14 protein-coding genes are annotated in these 14,487 nt (G+C 75.3%); 10 read left to right on the top strand and 4 right to left on the bottom strand.

What is annotated here, in order from left to right; all coding sequences use genetic code 11:
• Nucleotides 1–85: 85 nt before the first annotated feature.
• Both DTB53_RS06210 and DTB53_RS06205 read left to right on the top strand, forming a co-directional pair.
• Complete coding sequence (locus DTB53_RS06210; protein ID WP_003970199.1) at nt 86–631, top strand: helix-turn-helix domain-containing protein; 546 nt, start codon at nt 86–88, stop codon at nt 629–631.
• A 146-nt stretch (nt 632–777) separates the two neighbouring features.
• A complete protein-coding gene (locus tag DTB53_RS06205; RefSeq protein ID WP_012381592.1) occupies nt 778–1,488 on the top strand; it encodes a helical backbone metal receptor in 711 nt (236 codons plus the stop codon).
• Here the strand turns inward: DTB53_RS06205 and DTB53_RS06200 are convergent.
• Complete coding sequence (locus DTB53_RS06200) at nt 1,427–2,614, bottom strand: TDT family transporter (RefSeq protein WP_030704562.1); 1,188 nt, start codon at nt 2,612–2,614, stop codon at nt 1,427–1,429. The two genes, DTB53_RS06205 and DTB53_RS06200, sit on opposite strands and share 62 nt — an antisense overlap.
• A gap of 70 nt (nt 2,615–2,684) precedes the next feature.
• Between DTB53_RS06200 and DTB53_RS06195 the strand changes: the two genes are divergently transcribed.
• Nucleotides 2,685–3,620 (top strand): LysR family transcriptional regulator, encoded by a 936-nt coding sequence (locus DTB53_RS06195; RefSeq protein ID WP_012381594.1) that lies wholly within the window; start codon nt 2,685–2,687, stop codon nt 3,618–3,620.
• A gap of 57 nt (nt 3,621–3,677) precedes the next feature.
• Nucleotides 3,678–4,637, top strand: coding sequence for a DUF2510 domain-containing protein (locus tag DTB53_RS06190; RefSeq protein ID WP_012381595.1), 960 nt, complete (start codon nt 3,678–3,680; stop codon nt 4,635–4,637).
• A 72-nt stretch (nt 4,638–4,709) separates the two neighbouring features.
• Here the strand turns inward: DTB53_RS06190 and DTB53_RS06185 are convergent, their stop codons facing one another.
• Complete coding sequence (locus tag DTB53_RS06185) at nt 4,710–5,912, bottom strand: amino acid deaminase/aldolase (protein ID WP_003970204.1); 1,203 nt, start codon at nt 5,910–5,912, stop codon at nt 4,710–4,712.
• Nucleotides 5,913–7,292: 1,380 nt separating this feature from the next.
• On the opposite strand from DTB53_RS06185, the gene DTB53_RS06180 reads away from it, so the two are divergent.
• Nucleotides 7,293–8,177 carry a hypothetical protein gene (locus DTB53_RS06180; RefSeq protein WP_012381596.1) on the top strand — a complete coding sequence of 295 codons (885 nt, stop codon included), beginning with the start codon at nt 7,293–7,295 and terminating at the stop codon, nt 8,175–8,177.
• Nucleotides 8,174–9,355 carry a type VII secretion-associated serine protease mycosin gene (gene mycP / locus DTB53_RS06175; RefSeq protein ID WP_012381597.1) on the top strand — a complete coding sequence of 394 codons (1,182 nt, stop codon included), beginning with the start codon at nt 8,174–8,176 and terminating at the stop codon, nt 9,353–9,355. The genes DTB53_RS06180 and mycP overlap by 4 nt, the downstream gene beginning before the upstream one ends.
• A gap of 229 nt (nt 9,356–9,584) precedes the next feature.
• Here mycP and DTB53_RS06170 read toward each other — a convergent pair whose 3' ends face one another.
• Complete coding sequence (locus tag DTB53_RS06170) at nt 9,585–10,535, bottom strand: DMT family transporter (RefSeq protein ID WP_012381598.1); 951 nt, start codon at nt 10,533–10,535, stop codon at nt 9,585–9,587.
• Nucleotides 10,536–10,600: 65 nt separating this feature from the next.
• On the opposite strand from DTB53_RS06170, the gene DTB53_RS06165 reads away from it, so the two are divergent.
• The 3 genes from DTB53_RS06165 (at nt 10,601) to DTB53_RS06155 (ending at nt 12,884) form a co-directional block, all read left to right on the top strand.
• Nucleotides 10,601–11,209, top strand: coding sequence for a TetR/AcrR family transcriptional regulator (locus DTB53_RS06165; RefSeq protein WP_012381599.1), 609 nt, complete (start codon nt 10,601–10,603; stop codon nt 11,207–11,209).
• Nucleotides 11,210–11,285: 76 nt separating this feature from the next.
• Nucleotides 11,286–12,062, top strand: a complete 777-nt coding sequence (locus DTB53_RS06160) for an SseB family protein (protein ID WP_012381600.1) — start codon at nt 11,286–11,288, stop codon at nt 12,060–12,062.
• 108 nt (nt 12,063–12,170) lie between these two features.
• The gene (locus tag DTB53_RS06155) at nt 12,171–12,884 is read left to right on the top strand and encodes an MIP family channel protein (RefSeq protein ID WP_003970210.1); all 714 of its coding nucleotides are present in this window, start codon (nt 12,171–12,173) and stop codon (nt 12,882–12,884) included.
• A 90-nt stretch (nt 12,885–12,974) separates the two neighbouring features.
• On the opposite strand, the gene DTB53_RS06150 is transcribed toward DTB53_RS06155, so the two are convergent.
• Nucleotides 12,975–13,337, bottom strand: a complete 363-nt coding sequence (locus DTB53_RS06150) for a DUF1844 domain-containing protein (RefSeq protein ID WP_012381602.1) — start codon at nt 13,335–13,337, stop codon at nt 12,975–12,977.
• Between the two features lie 334 nt (nt 13,338–13,671).
• Between DTB53_RS06150 and infC the strand changes: the two genes are divergently transcribed.
• Nucleotides 13,672–14,388 carry a translation initiation factor IF-3 gene (infC, locus tag DTB53_RS06140; protein ID WP_003970212.1) on the top strand — a complete coding sequence of 239 codons (717 nt, stop codon included), beginning with the start codon at nt 13,672–13,674 and terminating at the stop codon, nt 14,386–14,388.
• The last annotated feature ends 99 nt before the right edge of the window (nt 14,389–14,487 follow it).

The raw sequence follows: 14,487 nt of genomic DNA, 5'->3' as shown, positions 1-14,487 counted from the left end.
TGGGGCGTTTACCGGACGTCGTGCGCAACCATGTGCGTAAGGTGCTGGCAACCGGGAGGATGGCGGAGGCGGGAGGGAGCCGGACATGGACGACAAGGACACACCGCGGGTGGGCGCCGCCGTCCGCCGACGGCGCAGAACCCTGGGGCTCACGCTGGCCGCGGTCGCCTCGCGCAGCGGCCTCTCCGTGCCCTTCCTCAGCCAGATCGAGAACGAGCGCGCCCGCCCCAGCGCCCGTTCCCTCGACCGGGTCGCCGAAGCGCTGGAGACCACCACCAAGAAGCTGTACGCCGCCGCCGACTCGGCGCGCGCCGTGGACGTCGTCCGGGCCGGGGACGGCGAGGGCGTGCGCCGGCTGGTGCGCGGCCGGCACCAGCTCAGCGCCCTGGAGTTCACCGGCGAACCGGACCTCGGGCGCGAGTTCCAGCACCGCAACGACGAACTGATGTACGTCGTCGAGGGCGCCGTCGACGTCGAGGCCGAGGGGCAGGTGCACCGCCTGGAGCGCGGCGACACCCTGTTCCTCTCCGGCGGGGTCCGCCACCGCTGGCGCGCCACCGTGCCCGGCACCCGGCTCCTGGTCGTCGCGGTGGCCGAACACATCGACGCCACCTTCGACCCGCGCCGCTGACCCCTTACCCCCACCGGCCCCGTACCCACCGACCCTGTCCGCCGCCGACCTGTACGCCGTACGTGCGGCGCCGGGTCCGTGACGACGGAGCCGGGGCGAGTCCGTACGGGGGCGATCCCGCCCCTCCGCCCGCGAAAGGCCCGTCCGTGCGCGTCGTCTCCCTGGTCCCCTCGCTCACCGAGGCCGTCGCCCGCACCGCGCCCGGGCTGCTCGCCGGCGTCACCGACTGGTGCAGCCACCCCGCGGACCTCGCCGCCGCCCGGATCGGCGGCACCAAGAACCCGGATGTGGCCGCGATCACCGCCCTCGCCCCCGACCTCGTGATCGCCAACGAGGAGGAGAACCGCGCCCCCGACCTCGACGCGCTCCGGGCGGCCGGGCTCGACGTCCTGGTCACCGAGGTCCGCACCCTGGACCAGGCCCTCGCCGAACTGCACCGCGTCCTCGTCGACGGCTGCGGGCTGGCCCGGCCCCCATGGCTCGACGCGGCCGAGGCCGCCTGGGCCGCGCTGCCCGCCCCCACCGGGGACCCGCGCCCCGCCGTCGTACCGATCTGGCGCAGGCCCTGGATGGTGCTGGGCCACGACACCTTCGCCGGGGACCTCCTCGCCCGCCTCGGCATCCGCAACGTGTACGCCGACCACCCCGAGCGCTACCCGCGCGTCCCGGTCGACGAGCTGAACGCCTCCGGGGCCGAGCTGGTCGTGCTGCCCGACGAGCCCTACCGCTTCACCGCCGACGACGGGCCCGAGGCCTTCCCCGCCCTGCCCGCCGCACTCGTCGACGGGCGGCTCCTCACGTGGTACGGGCCGTCGCTGGCCGAGGCGGCACGGGCGCTGCCGTCAGCGCTCCGCTGAGCACCCCGAGCACCGTCCGCGCCCCGGCCGCCGCCCAGGCCGCCACCAGGAGGACGTACAGCGCCACCGCGAGCCAGGTCAGCGCGTCCAGGCCGGTGTGCCGGGCCAGACCCGCCGCACCGGTCACACACGTACCGACGGGGAAGGTGAACGCCCACCACGTCATGGCGAAGCCCATGCCGTTCCGGGCGGCCCGCACCACCATCGCGATCGCCAGCGCCAGCCACAGCAGCGCGAAGCCCATCACCGGAATGCCGTACAGCACGGCGAACGCGCCGAACGCGGAGGCGTAGGGGGCTCCGACCGCCCCCGGGGCGACGTCGGCCAGCTGGTTGACGGCGGTCGTCGACTGCCCGAGCGGGCCCAGCACCAGAAAGAGCGTCGGGGTCAGCGCGAGCGGCAGCGGGCCGTGGTGGACCAACCGGGAGAAGACCAGCGGGAGCACCACCAGCGTCGCCAGCAGCGACAGGCCGAACATCGCGTAGCAGGCCAGCAGCAGCGCCTCGCGCCCCTGTCCGGCGGCGACGCGGGGCACCAGCAGCGCGCCCTGCGAGGCCGACACCATCGGGGCGACCAGCGGCAGCAGCCACACCGGAGACGCCGTCCCGGGCGCCGGCCGGTGGCGTACGACCATCAGATACGGCACCACGACCGCGGCCACCAGACCGATCGCCGTCCCCGCCACGAACAGCACCACGTCCACGGCCAGCGCCGCCCGCGCGCCCACCACGTCCTGGCCGACCGTCAGCGTGGCCCCGCCGACGGCCAGCAACGCCATCGACAGACAGCCGTAGAACGGGGCGACGGCCGGGTCCAGCAGATGGGCACGGGCCTGGTCGCGGTGGCAGAGCCAGTGCCCGGCCCGCGCGGTGAGGACGGCCAGGAGCAGCAGGGCCGACAGCGCCCACACCGCGGTGCACGCGGCCCGCAGCCCGGGGACGTCCACCGGAAGCACCGCGCCGGCGCCCGCGACGATCGCCGTGCCCATCACGCTCGCGTACCAGTTGGGGCCGATGTGCCGCAGGGACGGCAGCCGCGCAGGGCCGCCGGACGCCTCCGCCGGGCGGGTCGAAGACGTGGCGGGGGGCGACGGAACGGCGGTCCGGGTCTGCGGAAAGATGGCCATGCCACGATTCTTCGCGGCCGGGTCCCCGCCCACCAGGGACCCCGTTCCTATGAGGTCATAAGCTGGCTTTATGGCCGGCGACGACGCACACGCACCCCACGTTTCCCTCTCCCACCGGGTCCCGGACCTCGGGGCGCTGGAACTGCTGCTCGCCGTCGCCCGGCACGGCAGCCTCGGCCGGGCCGCCCGGGACGTCGGCATCACCCAGCCCGCCGCCTCCAGCCGCGTCCGGTCGATGGAGCGACAGCTCGGCGTCGCCCTCCTGGACCGCTCCCCGCGAGGCTCCCGGCTCACCGACGCGGGCGCCCTGGTCACCGACTGGGCGCGCCGGGTCGTCGAAGCCGCGGAGGCCTTCGACGCCGGCGCCCAGGCGCTGCGCGACCGCCGTGACTCCCGGCTGCGGGTCGCCGCCAGCATGACGATCGCCGAGTACCTGCTGCCGGGCTGGCTGATCGCCCTGCGCGGTGAGCGGCCGGACACCGCCGTCTCGCTCCTCGTCGGCAACTCCGCGGCCGTCGCCCGCCGCCTGGTCACCGGCGAGGCCGACCTCGGGTTCGTCGAGGGGCTGTCGATACCGGAGGGCCTCGACGGCACCGTCATCGCCCACGACCGTCTCGTCGTCGTGGTCGCCCCCAGCCACCCCTGGGCCCGCCGCCGCACCCCGTTGCTGCCCGGCGAACTCGCCGCCACCCCGCTCATCCTGCGCGAACACGGCTCCGGTACCCGCCAGGTCCTGGACGCGGCGCTCGCCGTGCACGGCGGACTGGCCCAGCCCCTGCTGGAGCTCTCCTCGACCACGGCGGTCAAGGGCGCGGCGGAGAGCGGCGCGGGCCCCTGCGTCCTGAGCGAACTGGCCCTCGGCGAGGAGCTGTCCTCCCGCCGCCTCGTCAAGGTGCCCGTCGCGGGCGTACGGCTGCGGCGCCAACTGCGCGCCGTCTGGCCCGGGGGCCACCGTCCCACCGGCCCCGCCCGCGATCTGCTCTCCCTGACCGGCCGGGACGCCTGACCCGTCGGGACCCGGAACCCCGGTGACCGTGTCGGAACCGGACCCTAGAGTGGGGGCATGAGCCACGCGACGCCGCCCGGTTGGTATCCGGACGCGGGCGCACCCGGCCTGGAGCGCTGGTGGGACGGCACGGCCTGGACCGCCCACACCCGCCGGCCCGGGGCCGCCCACGCCGCCCCGGAACAGCCGCCCGCGCCGGCCGCGTTCGGCCCGCCGTCGCTCCCGCACCAGCGCGGCCCCGGCGGCGGATCCGGCGGCGGCAACCGCACGAGGATCCTGGCGTTCACGCTCTCCGGGGTGCTGGTCGTGGGCGCGGCCGTCGCCGGAGCCGTGCTCCTCGGCCGCGACGAGGGCGGTACGCCGGCCGCACCGGCGACGGCCACCTCGTCCCCCGCCCCCGTCACCGCCCCCACGGCCACCGCCTCCTCCTCCGCCGGGCCGGGCCCGGACGAGGACCCCACCGTCCTCGTCGACCAGCTCAACGGGGTCACCCTGCCGGTGCCCCAGGGCTGGGAGAAGCCGGAGAGCACCTCCGACGACGCCGCCACCATCCGCACCGAGCAGTCCTACGACTGCCCCTCCGCCGCGGCGTTCTGCTACCACGGCACGGTCACCACCCGCACCGCCCGGGGCGGCGAGAGCGATGTCAGGACCCTGGCCGAGGCCGACATCGCCACCGCCGCCGACAAGGCCTACGAGGAGGACGGCCTCGGCCGGCGCACCCACGGCGGCATCACCTCCCACCGGGTGCTCAAGGCCCAGGAGCTGACCGTCGCCGGCCGCACCGGCTACCTGGTGCGCTGGAAGGTCACCACCGGCAAGGGGCCCGGCGGGTACGTGCAGTCCCTGGTCTTCCCCTCCTCGGTGGGGGCCGGGACGCCGGTGATCGTCCGGTTCGCCTTCGACGCCGGGACGCCCGGCCTGCCGCTGTCCCTGATGGACACCATCACCCGGGGCATCCGCCCGCTCGGCGACAGCGCGACGAGCGGTGGCGTGGGCGCGTCCATCGGTCCCTGAAGCCGGGACCGCCCGGCCGGGGGCAGAGGCCGCCCGCCGGCCCGCGGGCGGAGAGCGTCCGCCGGAGCGCGGTCAGAGGAAGGTCTGCCCCTCGCCCCGGTACGTCGGAACGGTCGCCGTGACCCGGTCGCCCTCGATCAGGTGCAACGCGTCGAAACGCTCGCACAGTTCCCCGGCCTTGGCATGCCGGAACCACACCTTGTCGCCGATCAGCAGGTCGTCGGCGGGGGAGCCGAGCAGCGGTGTCTGCACCTCGCCGGCGCCCTCCTGGGCGTCGTAGCGCAGCCCCTCGGGCAGATACGGCACCGGCGAGCGGTCGGCGCCGGCCGCGCCGGAGGCCGGATAGCCGCCTCCGAGCACCGTCACCACGCCCACGCCGGGGCGGCGCACCACGGGCTGCGCGAACAGGGCCGCGGGCCGGCCGGTGAACGACGTGTAGTTGTCGAACAGCCGGGGCACGTACAGCCCCGAACCGGCCGCGATCTCCGTCACCGCGGCCTCGGCGGCCGTGTGCTGCACGCTGCCGGTTCCACCGCCGTTGACGAACTCCAGCTCCGGCGCGACGGCCCGGACCGCCCGCACCACCTCGGCCCGGCGCACCGCCAGCTCCTTGCGGGCGGCCGACTGCATCAGCCGGATCGCCCGGGACCGCAGCGGACGCCCGGCCAGCGCGTCGCCGACACCGGCGACATGGCCCTCGTACGCCATCAGCCCCACCAGCCGGAAGCCCGGCCTGCGGGCCACCGAGCGGGCCAGCTCGGCGAGTTGCGCCGGGGAGCGCAGGGGTGAGCGGAGCGCCCCGATCCGGACCCGGCCGCCCAGCATCCGCAGCGAGGTGTCCAGCTCCAGGCAGACCCGGATCTCCTCCCGGCCGCCCGCCCGCGAGGCGTCGATCAGCTCCAGCTGGGCGTGGTCGTCGACCATCACGGTCACGGCCCCGGCGAGCTTGGGATCGGCCGCCAGCTCGGCGAACGCGGACCGGTCGGCCGACGGATAGGCCAGCAGGACGTCGTCGAACCCGGCCCGCGCCAGCCACAGCGACTCCGCCAGCGTGTACGACATGATCCCGGCGAACCCGGGGCGCGCGAGCACCCGCTCCAGCAGGGCCCGGCACCGCACCGACTTGCTCGCCACCCGGATCGGTTTCCCGGCCGCCCGCCGCACCAGATCGTCGGCGTTGGCGTCGAACGCGTCGAGATCGACGATCGCGATCGGGGCGTCGAGATGGGCGGTGGCCCGGTTGTAGCGGGTCCGGTCAGCGGTGCGGGCAGTCATGGCCGCAGCTTGCCAGAGAGCCGCTACGGCTGGGTAGGGGGACGATCGGGGCAGATCGCCCGCCGACCGGGGCGTCCCGTTCCCCGCCGCCCGTCCGCAGCCCGTAGAGTGACGTGCACGCGAGCACCAACGGGCCTGTCAGCGGCGGTGATCCGTGGTCGGTACGAGGACGTGTATGCGGGGGGCCGGATGAGTACCGAAGCGCAGCGCGCCCCCGTGCCGCCCCGCCCGGCCACCCCTCCCACGGCTCCGGCTCCCACGCCCCCCGCTTCCGCGTCCACGCCCCCGTCCGCCCCGCAGGCCGCACCGGCCCAGCAGGTTCCGCCGACGGAGACCCCACGGGCATCGCCCGGCCCGGGGGCCTCCCGGGTTCCACAGGCGCCTTCCGTTTCGCAGGCGCCGCCGGACTCTTCCGCCCCGCCGCCTTCTTCCGCCCCGCAGGCCGCACCGGCCCGCCGGCCGGGGGCGTCCCCGGGCCCGGCCCAGCGGCCCGCCCCGCCCCGCCCGGTCGCACCGGCCCCACAGACTCCGCCGACGCGGTCGGCCGGGCCCGGGGCGCCTGTGGGGTCTGCGGGGTCTGGGGGGCCTGCCGCACCTACGCCGCCCGCCTCCCGGGACCCGAAGGCCCCGCCGGTCCGCTTCACCCTGGCTGCCGGTGCCGCCCCGTCGGCCCCACCGGCAGCTCGCACCCCGCAGGAGGCACCTGCCCCTGCCGCCCCACAGACTCCACGAGCCCCACAGGCCCCTACCGTTCAGCGGACTCCACGGGCCGGACAGGCCCCTACCGTTCAGCGGACCCCTTCCGCCCCACAGGCCCCTACCGTTCAGCGGACTCCACGGGCCGGACAGGCCCGTACCGTTCAGCGGACCCCTTCCGCCCCGCAGGCACCTACCGTTCAGCGGACTCCACGGGCCGGACAGGCCCGTACCGTTCAGCGGACCCCTTCCGCCCCGCAGGCACCTACCGTTCAGCGGACCCCTTCTGCCCCACCTGCCCCTTCCGCTCCGCAGACCCCGCAGGCGGCACCGGTTTCTTCCACCACACCGGCACCGCCGGCCCGGGTGGCCCCGCAGGCCCCACCGGCAGCTCGCCGCACCCCGCAGCAGGCTCCACGGGCTCCCCAGTCGGCCCCACCCGCCCCACCTGCCCCCTCCGTCCCGCAGACCCCCCAGACCCGGCAGACGCCCCCGGCCCCCCGGTCCCAGCCGCCCATGCCCGCCGCGGCACCCGCGCCCACGCCCGGCGGGGCGTCCGCACCCGCGCCGCCCTCCGCGCCCTCCGCCGGTCCCACGTACCCCGGCCCGCCCCCCGCGGGTCCGGCGAGCCCGACGCCTCCGGGGCCTCCCGCCGGTCCGCCGCCCGTCACCCGGCGCAGGCCCGTGGGGGCCGTCGATCTGACGCCCGCGCCGGGAGCCGTTCCGCCACCGCCCGGCGGCTACCGGGCGCCGGTCCGCTACGGTTACCCGGAGACCCCCGCCGAGACCACCACCCGGCTGCGGCCCGTCCGCCCCCGGCAGCGGTGGCGTACCGCGACCGCCGCCGCCTGCGTCGTGCTCGGCCTCGGGCTGATCGGCGGGGCGGTCACCGGGGCCTGGCTGACCGGCGACTCCTCGGCCGAGACCACCGGGAACCCTTACACCGCCGCCCGCGACGCCTGGCACAGCGTCCCTGTCGACACGCTGTTCCCGCGTGCCCTCCAGGGCAGGGGTGCGGGTCCCGGCGGCACCCACCGCACCTGGACGCGCATCGCCGTCGCCGCCGACAGCACGTGCGAGGACGGGCTCGACCCGCTGCTCCTGACCACCCTCCGCTCGGTGGGCTGCGAACGGCTGGTGCGCGCCACCTACACCGACGCCACCCGCTCCGCCGTCACCACGGTCGGCCTGGTCTTCACCGAGGCCGACGCCCCGGGCATGAGGGCCCTGCACACCCGGTTCACCGAGCAGAGGCTCGGCGCGCGCAAGGACCTGATGCCCCGTACGTACGCTCCTGAAGGCACCCCAGCGGCCTTTTTCGGTGACGGGCAGCGCGCCAGCTGGACCGTCAACCCGCTCACCGAGATCCCGGTCGTCGTGGTCGCCGTCTCCGGTTTCGCCGACGGCCGCACCGTCGCCGACCCGCAGCCCGCGCCCGATGCCATGGCCCCGGGCGCCACGACGGACATCGCCCAGGCCGGGCTCGGCCACGAGGCGAAGGGCATCGCGGACCGGGTGGAGCGCGGACTGCGCACGAGCGTCACCGAACTCACGGAGCGGCCCGGATGACCCGACGACCCCGCCGCGTCCTCGCCGCGGTCTGCGCCGCCGCCGTCCTCGCGCTCACCCCCGCCGCGCCCGCCCACGCGGACGCCATCCGCGACCAGCAGTGGGCCCTGGACGCCCTGCACACCGACCGGGCCTGGGAGACCACCCGGGGGCAGGGCGTCACCGTCGCCGTCCTGGACACCGGGGTCGACGACGCCCACCCCGACCTGACGGGCCAGGTGCTCCCCGGCAAGGACCTCGTCGGCTTCGGCGCCGCCCGCGGGGACTCCTCCTGGGCCCTGCACGGCACCGCGATGGCCGGCATCATCGCCGGGCGCGGGAACGGCCCCGGGCGCTCCGACGGCATCCTGGGCATAGCCCCGGAGGCCCGGATCCTGCCGGTGCGGGTCATCCTGGAGTCCAAGGACCCCGCCCGGGCGAAGGCCCGCAAGTCCCGCGGGGCCGCGCTGGCCGACGGCATCCGCTGGGCCGCGGACAACGGGGCCGACGTCATCAACCTCTCCCTGGGCGACGACAGCAAGTCCGCCCACCCCGACCCCGGGGAGGACGCGGCCATCCAGTACGCCCTGTCCAAGGGAGTCCCCGTGGTCGCGTCGGCGGGCAACGGCGGCGAGAAGGGCGACCGGATCTCCTACCCCGCCGCCTACCCCGGAGTGATCGCGGTCGCCGCCGTCGACGAGTACGGCACGCACGCCTCGTTCTCCACCCGCCGCTGGTACGCCACCGTCAGCGCCCCCGGTGTCGACATCGTGGTCGCCAACCCGGACGGCCACTACTACATCGAGTGGGGCACCTCGGCCGCCGCGGCCTTCGTCTCCGGCGCGGTCGCCCTGGTCCGGGCAGCCCACCCCGGCCTGGACCCGGCCCAGATCAAGAAGCTCCTCGCCGACACCGCGCGCGACGCCCCCGCCCAGGGCCGCGACGACGCCCGCGGCTACGGGATCGTCGACCCGGCGGAGGCCATCGAGGCGGGCTCCCGGCTGCGTCCGGCCGACCTCGACGCCAAGGCCGCCCCGGCGGGACACCGGGGGCGGTACTTCGGCGACGGCCCGGCCCCGGCCCGTACCGGCGACGCGACGGCCAACTGGGCCGCCCCGCTCGCCGGCGGCCTCGGCGCTGCGCTGCTGGCCGCGGCGGTGGTCCTGTGGCGCGGCCGCAACGCGCCCGGCCGCCGCTGAGCGCACCGGGGCGGTGATCCCCCGGCCCGCCGCCAGCCGCACCGCGGCCGTCACGCCCGGCTCGCCGGCCGCGCCGCGTCGGCACCCCCCGGCCCGCCGCCAGCCGCGCAGCGGCCGTCACGCCCGGCCCGCCGCCGACCGCACCGCTTCCGCACCCCCGGCCCCGCCGCCGACCGCATCGTGGCAGCACCCGCCGTCCGCTCCGGGCCCGGGTCGGGCCCGCGCCGTCTCACCGGGCCGCCCCGGACACCGCGTCCGACCGGTCACGCGCGGCCGGCTCCCGAGCCCGGTCTGCGGTGCGCCCGTCGCCGCGCGGGGCGGCCCCCCGGTGCACCACGACGACCGCCACCAGACCCAGCGCCAGACCGAGCGCCGTCCGGGGGCCGAAGTGCTCCCCGAACATCAGGGCGCCCCACACCGCCGTGACCGGGGCGATCAGGAACATGAGCGTGTTGACCGCCGTGACGCCCGAGCGCCTCAGGATCAGCCAGTACAGCCCGTACCCGCCGAAGGTGGGCAGCACCACCAGCCAGCCCACCGCACCCCAGAACGCGGGCTCGGCGGGCGGCACCGCGGTCCCCGTGCCCAGGGCGAGCGCGGTGAAGACCACCGTGCTGGCGGCGCAGTGGACGGTGAGCGAGACCGAAGGGGCCACCCGGGTGGCGGAACGGCTCTCCAGGAAGGTGGCCGCCACCAGCGACAGCATCCCGAGGAACGGCAGGGCGTAGGCCCACCCCGCCACCCCGGTGGCGGCCGAGGCGTCGGCCGTCGTGACCACGACCACCCCGCTCAGCCCCAGGCACAGGCCGAGCCACTGCCGGGCGGTCACGTACTGCCGCAGCAGCGGTCCGGCCAGCGCCCCCGCCACCAGGGGCTGGACCCCGTCGATCAGGGCCGTGGTGCCGGTGGAGACCCCGAGCCGGATCGCGGAGTAGACGGTCAGCAGATAGCCGCTCTGCGACAACGCGCCGATCACGGCCTGCCGGACCACGTCCCGGGCGCCGAGGCCCCGCCAGGAGGCGCGCGCGACGGTCACCGCGACCACGGCCAGGACGGCCGTCAGCGGCAGGAACCGCCACATCAGGACCGTGAGGGCGGACGCGCTGCCGGCGCCGAGCTTGGCCCCGATGAAACCGGAGCTCCAGCACAGCACGAAGGCGACCGGGAGCAGGACGTTCATGACGCACCTCGCTATACAGATCGGTTTACCTGCCGCCGACTATACAGATCGGTATACTCGTGGCCATGAGCACTTCCCAGGAGCTGCGACGGATCACCATGACGCCCGCCGCGCGACGGGCCCTCGGGGCCGCCGGGCGCCTCTTCTACGACCGGGGCATCCACGCCGTCGGGGTGGACCTGATCGCCGCCGAGGCCGGGGTGACCAAGAAGACCCTCTACGACCGCTTCGGCTCCAAGGAGCAGATCGTCGTGGAGTACCTCGCCGACCGCGACGAACGCTGGCGCGCCTTCCTCGCCGAGCGTCTCGACGCCGCACCGCCCGCGCCGCGCGCCCGGATCCTGGCCGTCCTCGACGCCTCGCGCACCTGGATGGCGGAGAACGGGTCCAAGGGCTGCAGCATGGTCAACGCCCACGCGGAGATCAGCGACCCCTCCCACCCGGCCCACGCCGTCATCACCGGCCAGAAGCGGTGGATGCTGGACCTGTTCGCCCGGCTCGCCCGCGAGGTCGAAGGGCTCGGTCCCGACGCCGCCGACCGGCTGGGGCGGACGCTCATGCTGTTGCACGAAGGGGCCCTGGCCGCCCACGGCCTGAAGGTCTTTCCGGACCCTCTCGCCCACGCCCGCGAGGAGGTCGACGCCCTGCTGGCCGCGGTGGCGGGCGGGAGCTGAGCCCCCCGGCGCGCCGGTTGGCCCCGCGGCCCCACCTGCGAGCGGCCGGCCGGACCCCAGGCACTACCCTCGTCCCGTGGAGCTCAAGAACATCCCGGACCCCGGTTTCTCCGACGACGACGGCTCGGCGTCCCCCGCCCTGGCCAGGGCCCTGGACGCCTGGTCCCGTGACCGGGACGCGGTCGGCCCGGTCCTCGCGGCCCTGCGCGACGCCCGGCTCCTGGTCCCCGTCGTCGCCGTCCTCGGCGAGGTCGAGGAGGGCGGTCAAGAGGGGCACGAAGCACTCCAGGAGGGCGGTGGCGGGAGACGGGGGGACGGGCTGCGGCGCGAGAAGACCAGCGACATGGCCGTGCCCACCCTCCGGGCCGGCGACCGCCGTGCGCTCCCCGCCTTCACCTCGACCGCGTCACTGGCGCTCTGGGACCCCGAGGCGCGCCCCGTCGCCGTACCGCTGCACCAGGCGCTTCAGGCCGCCGCCCACGAGAAGGCCGACACCGTCGTGCTGGACCTCGCCGGGCCCGTCGCCTTCGAGCTGAGCGGGCAGGCCCTCCTGGCCCTGGCCGAGAACCGCACCAGCACCGACCCGCTCCAGGACCCCGCCGTCATCGAGGCCGTACGGGAGGCCGTCGCCGCCGACCCCGCCGTGGTCCGCGCCCACCTCGGCCCCGGCAGCGCGGACGGCACGCTCGCGCTCGTCCTCGCCCCGGACGCCGTACCCGCCGAGGCGGCCCGCCGTGTCGCCCGCGCCCTGTCGGTCAGCGAGGTGCTGCGGGCCCGGCTGGTCAGCGGCCTGGACCTGGCCCTCCTCCCCGCCGGTACGGCCATGCCGGGAGACCCCCTCTTCGTCCGCTGACCCAGGGGGGCCGCCCCGGTCCAACGAGCGCGAAGCGCCCACCACCGCGAGACTTGTCGGGAAAATCGGATGAATCCGACCTACCGGACGACATCGCGAGGTGGTTCCATGCAGAAGCGGATCGTGGCGTCAGAGTTCCTCGGCACCCTGTTGCTGGTGTTCTTCGCCGTGGGGTCCGCGGTGGTCGCCGTCGAATACCTCGGCACGGTGGGCATCGCCCTCACCTTCGGCTTCACCCTCCTCGCGCTGGCCTACGCGCTCGGCCCGATCTCCGGCTGCCACGTCAACCCCGCGGTGACGCTGGGCATGTATATGGCGGGCCGGATCGACATCCGGTCGGCGGTCGAACGCTGGGTGTCCCAGTTCCTCGGCGCGATCGTCGGCGCGGCCCTGCTGTTCCTGCTGGCGAAGCAGATCCCGGGGCTGGAGACCAGCGGCGAGTTCGGCACCAACGGCTACGACGACCGGTCGGCCGTCGGCATCAACATCGGCGGCGCGTTCCTCGCCGAGGTGGTCCTGACGTTCCTGCTCGTCTACGTGGTCCTCGCGGTGACCCACAAGGTGGCGGTCACCGGCTTCGACGGACTGCCCATCGGCCTGGCGCTCGCCGCGATCCACCTGGTGGGCATCCCGCTGACCGGGACCTCGGTCAACCCCGCGCGCAGCTTCGGCCCGGCCCTCTTCGCCGGCGGCGCGGCCCTCTCCCAGCTCTGGCTGTTCATCGTCGCGCCCCTGGTCGGCGGAGCGATCGCCGCCTACGCCCACCGGCTCACCCACCCCTATCCCAACGTCCTGCCCGCGGAGACCGAGGACGCGGTCTGAGGCACCGCCCCCGGGTCGGCCGCGCACGCGGAAGCCCGCCGCCCCACGGGGGGACGGCGGGCTTCCCGGCGTGCGGGGGAGGGGCGGCGGTCAGCCGTAGACCGGGCCGGTGTACTTCTCGCCGGGGCCGTGGCCGGGCTCGTCCGGCACCACGGAGGCTTCGCGGAAGGCGAGCTGGAGGGACTTCAGGCCGTCGCGCAGCGGCGAGGCGTGGAAGGTGCTGATCTCCGTGGCGCTCGCGTCCAGCAGTCCGGCCAGCGCCTGGACCAGCTTGCGGGCCTCGTCGAGGTCCTTGTGCTCCTCGCCCTCCTCGGTGAGGCCGAGCTTCACCGCGGCCGCGCTCATCAGGTTGACGGCGACCGTCACGATCACCTCGACCGCGGGGACCTCCGCGATGTCGCGGGCCATGGCGTCGAAGCCGGGGTTCTCACTGCTGGGGGTCGCGTCGCTCATGCCCACACGATAAGGCCAGGCCACCGCCCTCCCGTCCGCGGGCGTCCCTCCGGCCTCCGTGGTGCGGGCCCCGGGGATCGTGCGGTAGTCTGGAGGAACGACCGGCCGGACACCTGTGTGCCCGGCCCACAAGTGGAGGCTCCGATCTCCCACCTGGCTATCCTCACCGGACGGCGGGTCACCGGTCAGACGGTCCCCATCGTTCCGTACGGACGATGGAACCGTCCGATGCGCCCCGCGGCTGACCGCGGCGGTGCTCCGGTAGTTCCTGGAGCCTCGCCTGTGTCCCGTCCCGGGGCTTTTTTGTGCTTCCGGCTCGGTTGGTCTTGACGTTATGAGACGTTACGCGGCTGTCCGCCAGGCGGTCGCGTGGTGCTACCGAGGAGGATCCATCAGCGCCGAGCCCCGCATCAACGACCGGATTCGCGTTCCCGAGGTCCGACTTGTCGGTCCCAGTGGCGAGCAGGTCGGGATTGTTCCGCTTGCCAAGGCCCTGGAACTCGCACAGGAGTACGACCTCGACCTGGTCGAGGTGGCGGCGACAGCCCGTCCGCCCGTGTGCAAGCTCATGGACTACGGGAAGTTCAAGTACGAGTCGGCCATGAAGGCCCGTGAGGCGCGCAAGAACCAGGCGCACACGGTCATCAAGGAGATGAAGCTCCGGCCGAAGATCGACCCGCACGACTATGACACCAAGAAGGGTCACGTCGTCCGGTTCCTCAAGCAGGGCGACAAGGTCAAGATCACGATCATGTTCCGTGGTCGTGAGCAGTCCCGCCCCGAGCTGGGCTTCCGACTGCTCCAGCGTCTCGCTTCGGACGTGGAGGACCTGGGCTTCATCGAGTCCAACCCGAAGCAGGACGGCCGGAACATGATCATGGTTCTGGGCCCGCACAAGAAGAAGACCGAAGCCATGGCCGAGGCCCGTGAGGCCCAGGCCGCGCGCAAGGCCGGACGTCAGGGCACGACCGACGCTCCGTCCGAGGGCGGCACCGCCGAGGCTCCGGCCGAAGCGGCCGAGGCTCCGGCCGAGACACCTTCCGAGGCGTGACCTCAGGGGCTGCCATCCAGGCGGCCCCCGGGTCCCCCCGGAACCCCATAGAGATCTGACGCCCCTGCAGTCCGGTGCCCCGCACCGTGAGGGGCGCCA

This window comes from Streptomyces griseus, from assembly GCF_900460065.1.
GTDB classification, from domain to species: Bacteria; Actinomycetota; Actinomycetes; order Streptomycetales; family Streptomycetaceae; genus Streptomyces; species Streptomyces griseus.
This window is presented reverse-complemented; position numbering and strand designations above follow the sequence as displayed.

Excerpts from the sequence above, each read along its gene's own strand:
- DTB53_RS06210 (WP_003970199.1), top strand. The coding sequence starts at position 86 with ATGGACGACAAGGACACACCGCGGGTGGGCGCCGCCGTCCGCCGACGG.
- DTB53_RS06200 (WP_030704562.1), bottom strand. The coding sequence starts at position 2,614 with ATGGCCATCTTTCCGCAGACCCGGACCGCCGTTCCGTCGCCCCCCGCC.
- DTB53_RS06195 (WP_012381594.1), top strand. The coding sequence starts at position 2,685 with ATGGCCGGCGACGACGCACACGCACCCCACGTTTCCCTCTCCCACCGG.
- DTB53_RS06190 (WP_012381595.1), top strand. The coding sequence starts at position 3,678 with ATGAGCCACGCGACGCCGCCCGGTTGGTATCCGGACGCGGGCGCACCC.
- DTB53_RS06185 (WP_003970204.1), bottom strand. The coding sequence starts at position 5,912 with ATGACTGCCCGCACCGCTGACCGGACCCGCTACAACCGGGCCACCGCC.
- mycP (WP_012381597.1), top strand. The coding sequence starts at position 8,174 with ATGACCCGACGACCCCGCCGCGTCCTCGCCGCGGTCTGCGCCGCCGCC.
- DTB53_RS06170 (WP_012381598.1), bottom strand. The coding sequence starts at position 10,535 with ATGAACGTCCTGCTCCCGGTCGCCTTCGTGCTGTGCTGGAGCTCCGGT.
- DTB53_RS06165 (WP_012381599.1), top strand. The coding sequence starts at position 10,601 with ATGAGCACTTCCCAGGAGCTGCGACGGATCACCATGACGCCCGCCGCG.
- DTB53_RS06155 (WP_003970210.1), top strand. The coding sequence starts at position 12,171 with ATGCAGAAGCGGATCGTGGCGTCAGAGTTCCTCGGCACCCTGTTGCTG.
- DTB53_RS06150 (WP_012381602.1), bottom strand. The coding sequence starts at position 13,337 with ATGAGCGACGCGACCCCCAGCAGTGAGAACCCCGGCTTCGACGCCATG.
- infC (WP_003970212.1), top strand. The coding sequence starts at position 13,672 with ATGAGACGTTACGCGGCTGTCCGCCAGGCGGTCGCGTGGTGCTACCGA.